We start from the raw sequence: 4,550 nt of genomic DNA on the forward strand, positions 1-4,550 counted from the left end.
GCATCCCCTCAGCCCGATACAGCCGACGGATCTCTGCCCAGTCCTCCACCTTGATCACCCTCCAGAGGATGAAGGGGGTCAAGGTTCGCGCGTCCACAGGGGGTCATTCTTCAGCCGCCACCGACACTATCAATACCCGGTGCGCGCGCTGAACCGCGCCGGTGAACCACCCAGAGGTACGTACCGTCAGCCCGAGCGACCATAGGAGCCGCTCCGCCACCCAATCCGATCCCTTGCGCATCGGTCGCCGACAGGTGTTCACACTTGCGGGTCGAGCCGTGCCGCCGCCGACGCGGAGTGGGTTGGTGTTGTCGGTCCGTTTCCGCTGGAGGTGCCTTGGCGTGCCGGTACTGGTAATGCGGTTGCCGAAATCGGAAGCCGGCAGGGACGGTCACGTCACCTACCACGTCGAGGCATTGGAACGGGACTGCTGACCGGTTCTCGGCAACGACCCGCCGACTACACAAGCTTGACCAGGCCAGAGGAGTCGCGCTCTCCGTGGGCGAGGATCGCGGAGTTGCGGGAGATCTTGGACTGGGCGCCCGGCGGCCGGCCCCGCCAAGCAGAAAAACGTGGAACCTGGCAAGGCTGCTCGTACTCCCCCCATCAAGGACCGGTTCAGGCTCTGTACGCCTTCTCACCGGTGCCCTCGGGAGGCCGTCTCCAGCATGCTGGACGGCAGCACGAGCGCCGCGGTCAGGATGAGCGGTGGCTTGATGGACATGTTGGCTTGCTTGTCGAGTAGCTCCAGGCGAGCGCTCTTGTGTGAAGCTTTACCGATGGGCAGCGCTGGCGCCGTCTTCGGGCTGGGGTAGGTGAACTCCAGCGGCATCGGGTGGCCTGGGTCGTCTCCTCGGTCAGTTCTTCTCCGTTGATCGACTTTCGCCGGCGGATGCGGACGAGACCTCAGGGAAGGTCTACCGGCGTGTACCCACGATCACGGTTGGGTGGCTTCACCGCCCTCGCGGGGCTGTTGCTGATCTCCGTCCCGTCCGCGGACACCCCCGCCACGCCGCGCTTCACGTCCGGCGGCTTGCCGGCGACATCCGCGGCCAAGGCGGGGCCACGGGGGCGGGCCGGTGGGGCGAGGTGCCTCGGCTTTAAGGGGCTGGATCGGCTCAATCCCGCGGCCCAGGTCAAAGAGGGGAGGTTCCGCGCGGTCGGCCTTCCGCCGGCACGGGTGGCCGGTGGTCCCCACGGCACGGACGTGGACTGGGCCGCCGATCCGTACCGCAACACGTCCTGGCGGCTGTGGCTGCATTCGCTGGCGTGGCTCGGCGGACCGATCAAGGAGTACGAGCGGTCCGGCGACCGGGCCGCGCTCGAACAGGCCATCGGGATCGCCCGGGACTGGCTGGCCGATCATGGGTCGGAACGCCACATGGATACGGGCGAGCGCAGGGCCGCTGAGGAGGCGGCCAAGTTCCGGCTGGCCACGCTGTCGTGCCTGCGCGGCCATGTCACCGGCCGCTGGCTGGACACGGCGATCAGCGAGCACGCCGAGTGGGTCGCCAGGCACTGGTCGGGCCCCTGGAACCACGGAACCGACGAGTCGCTGATCGTGCTGTCGGCGGCCTGCCGGGTCGGCCGCGACGACCTGGCGGCGACCGCGTACCGGCGATTGCTGAGCACCGCCCTGCACCCGCCCGGTGCCGCCCGGCCCGGCATTGACGCGGAGGGCGCCGACAATGAGCAGTCCACCCACTACTCGATCTACAACCGGAGCCGGTGGCGGCTGGCGATCACGGTGATGCGTGACTGCCACCGCCCTGTTCCTGGCGAGCTGCGCCGCAGGCTGAAGCGCATGGACGAGTTCATCGCGTTCCAGTCCACCCCAGCCGGGGGCATGCTCCAGATCGGCGAATCCAAGGCGGCCACGGTCTCCGACATCGCGCGTATGGGCAACGGGCCGCTGCGGTACGCGGCGACCAAAGGCAGGGAGGGTACCAAGCCGAGCACCCGCGCCCGCGTGTACCAGGCCGGGTACGTGGTGGGCCGGTCGGGTTGGGGCGACGGTGACCGTCCCTACGAGCGGGAGATGGCCTATACCGCCCGCTTCGGGCCTGGCCGCTTCGCCCACGGCCAGGAGGACCACATGGCCCTGACCTTCTTCGCCCAGGGACGCGACATCCTCGTACCGAGCGGGCATATCGGCTACAGCAACCCCGGGTGGCGCAAGTGGCTGAAGTCCCCGAACGCGCACAACACGGTGGTGGTGCGGAACGCGCCGTTCCGCGACGGCACGGATACCGAGCTGACCGGGCACCGCTTCGCAAAGGGCGGCGACTTCTTCCGTTTCACCGACACGGCGTTCGGCGGAACGAGGAGGACACGGTCGGTGCTGGCCGCGTCCGATCCTGACGCCCTGCTGGTGCTGGACCACGTGCGCTCGGATACGTCCCGCCGGGTCGAGCAACTGTGGCACCTGCCGCCCGACTTCGCCGCCACCACCGCCAACGGCGGAAGCGACGCCGTTGCCACGGCGGGTTCCACCCGGGTGCATTTCCTGCGCCTGCACATCCCGCAAGATCCGGGACGGACGGAGCGCGGGCAGGCGTTCGTCGTCAAAGGCGACGACCCGCGGGGGCAGGGCTGGGTGGCTCCCACGCTCCGCACCATGATCCCCGCACCTGTGGTCGTCCTGCCCGCGCGGGGCGGGGACGTGCGCATGCTCACCCTCATCGCCCCCGTGGACTGGCGGCAACAGCCGGCGGCCAAGGTCACCCAGCGCCGACCGGACGGGTCCTACCGGGTCGAGGCGACGATCTCCGGACGGCGGCTGGTCGCCGTGGTCAGCCGGGACGGCACGCTGCGCCGCCTTTCTTGAACGGCGCGGGTACGTGGGCCGTCCAGGGAGCCTGGGACGCTGCCGGATCAGTGACCGGCTTCGGCTAGGTGCCGTGACAGCGCAGGTGGCCTAGAACGGGCGCCCTCCACCGCATGCAACGGCCGAAGCCGCGCTGGCATGGCGGCATACGCCGCGTACGGCCACACGTCGCGGTTTGGCACCAGGCTCGCTGCCCGCTGAACGCACGCTCCGCAGCACGTCGAGACGCGCTTCGTTCGTTTTGAGATGTGGTCCGAGTGTGCTGCGGACGGATGTGAGATGACCTGGGGCGGTGGGCTGGCCAGCACCGGTCATGAGGTGGGCCTTCGTGACTCTGTTTCGGAGTGATCAGGCGTCCTTATGATCCGACGCATGTACGGACTCGCGGGTATGTGCCTGGTGGTCCTGATCGGGCCCAGCCTGTATTTCTTCGTCCGGGGCTGGACCGGAATCCGCCGGGACCGCCAATTCGCTGCGGTGGCACAACGGGTCCCCGGAAAGGTCATTGGAAACAAGTGGAGGTTGCGACTCAAGCTCGGCGGCCGCCCTGTGGAGGCGGTGGACTACTCCATTCTTGAGTTCGTGACCATCGAGGGTGTGAGCACCCAGACCGTCTCCCGTGCCCCGCACCAGGCCGAACCGGGGACGGAGGTCGAGGTCGAGTACGATCCGTCCGATCCCGCGTCCGCGCGGCCGGTGGGCACCTTTCACCCCTATAAATGGGATGTGGGCCTTGGGCTCCTCGGTATTGCTGTGGGCGTGTTCTGTTCCGTCTTCGTCCTGGCCAACTTGTTGTGAGAGCGGGCGGGTCGACCTGAACGCGGCCTCCCCAGGCGGAACAGGGTCGATTGCACGCTCGACCTCGGCGCGCCCGACCATCTCGGCCACGTGACGAGCTGGTGTCTGGCTACGCCAGGAACGGCACATGAGGGGACCGGCTCACGATGTTCCCGAGCGGACAGGCCGACCCGGCTTGAAACGCAGGACTGTTTCCAGGACGGCGTTGCGGTTGCGGAGGTCGTTGATTCCGTCGCCGAAGTCGAAGTAGGCATGGAGCCTCGCGGGGATCTGGTCCGAGTTCATTTCACCAAAGTCGATGCGGGTGACGTCCACGGGATTGTGGGTGTGGAGCAGGTAGACCGAACCGTCGATATAGCCGTCCTGAGGGTTCACCGGGAAGGTGAAGGTACGTTTGCTCAGGGCCGACAGGTGGTCGGTCGGCAACTCGATGAAGTCGAGTCTGATCGCGGTCTGGATGAGCTTCGGCCCACCGGAGCCGGAGCGAAAGGTCGCCGGTCTGTATTCGTCGTCTGCGGAGAAGGGGGCGAGGGGGATCTCGATGCTCCAGGTTCCCGCGGTGGGGCTGTCGAGATCTGCCGGGTGATAGCGGATGGTGCCGGGTCGTGGCTGAAGCAACTCGTCGGTCAGATCGATCACAAACCGAGTGTGTCATCCCTGATGAAGGAGCGAATCCGGTCAAGGGGCGCCCCGCAGTGGTCACCGTGCCCGCTCACACGACTGACCCTTTTTCATCCTCGGGTGACCTCGTAGTTCTGTAGGACGGCGATGGCCTTGACGAGGTGACCGGCCTTGCATGGGCTGCAGCGGAGCTTGCGGAGCAGCTTCCACGACTTCAGCTGGGCGTTTGCGCGTTCGCCGGGTCCGCGGAGCTTGGCGTGCGAGCGGTTGGCCTGCTTGTGGGACGCGGGCTTGTTCCGTCCCT

5 protein-coding genes are annotated in these 4,550 nt (G+C 67.5%); 2 read left to right on the forward strand and 3 right to left on the reverse strand.

The annotated features are described in order from the left end of the window. Positions 1–637: 637 nt before the first annotated feature. Positions 638–832 (reverse strand): hypothetical protein, encoded by a 195-nt coding sequence (locus tag QSK21_RS35610; RefSeq protein ID WP_285702169.1) that lies wholly within the window; start codon positions 830–832, stop codon positions 638–640. Between the two features lie 348 nt (positions 833–1,180). Between QSK21_RS35610 and QSK21_RS35615 the strand changes: the two genes are divergently transcribed. Beyond that, complete coding sequence (locus QSK21_RS35615) at positions 1,181–2,827, forward strand: heparinase II/III domain-containing protein (RefSeq protein WP_285702170.1); 1,647 nt, start codon at positions 1,181–1,183, stop codon at positions 2,825–2,827. A 372-nt stretch (positions 2,828–3,199) separates the two neighbouring features. Further along, on the forward strand, positions 3,200–3,625 hold the full coding sequence (locus QSK21_RS35620) for a DUF3592 domain-containing protein (RefSeq protein ID WP_352231380.1): 426 nt from the start codon (positions 3,200–3,202) through the stop codon (positions 3,623–3,625). 141 nt (positions 3,626–3,766) lie between these two features. Here the strand turns inward: QSK21_RS35620 and QSK21_RS35625 are convergent, their stop codons facing one another. Together QSK21_RS35625 and QSK21_RS35630 are read right to left on the reverse strand one after the other, a co-directional pair. Next, the gene (locus tag QSK21_RS35625) at positions 3,767–4,264 is read right to left on the reverse strand and encodes a hypothetical protein (RefSeq protein WP_285702172.1); all 498 of its coding nucleotides are present in this window, start codon (positions 4,262–4,264) and stop codon (positions 3,767–3,769) included. Positions 4,265–4,356: 92 nt separating this feature from the next. Next, positions 4,357–4,550 (reverse strand): transposase family protein (locus QSK21_RS35630; protein ID WP_285702173.1); only part of this gene is annotated, 194 nt, incomplete at its 5' end.

The organism is Actinomadura sp. NBRC 104412 (assembly GCF_030269515.1).
Taxonomy (GTDB): Bacteria; Actinomycetota; Actinomycetes; order Streptosporangiales; family Streptosporangiaceae; genus Spirillospora.

Excerpts from the sequence above, each read along its gene's own strand:
- QSK21_RS35610 (WP_285702169.1), bottom strand. The coding sequence starts at position 832 with ATGCCGCTGGAGTTCACCTACCCCAGCCCGAAGACGGCGCCAGCGCTG.
- QSK21_RS35620 (WP_352231380.1), top strand. The coding sequence starts at position 3,200 with ATGTACGGACTCGCGGGTATGTGCCTGGTGGTCCTGATCGGGCCCAGC.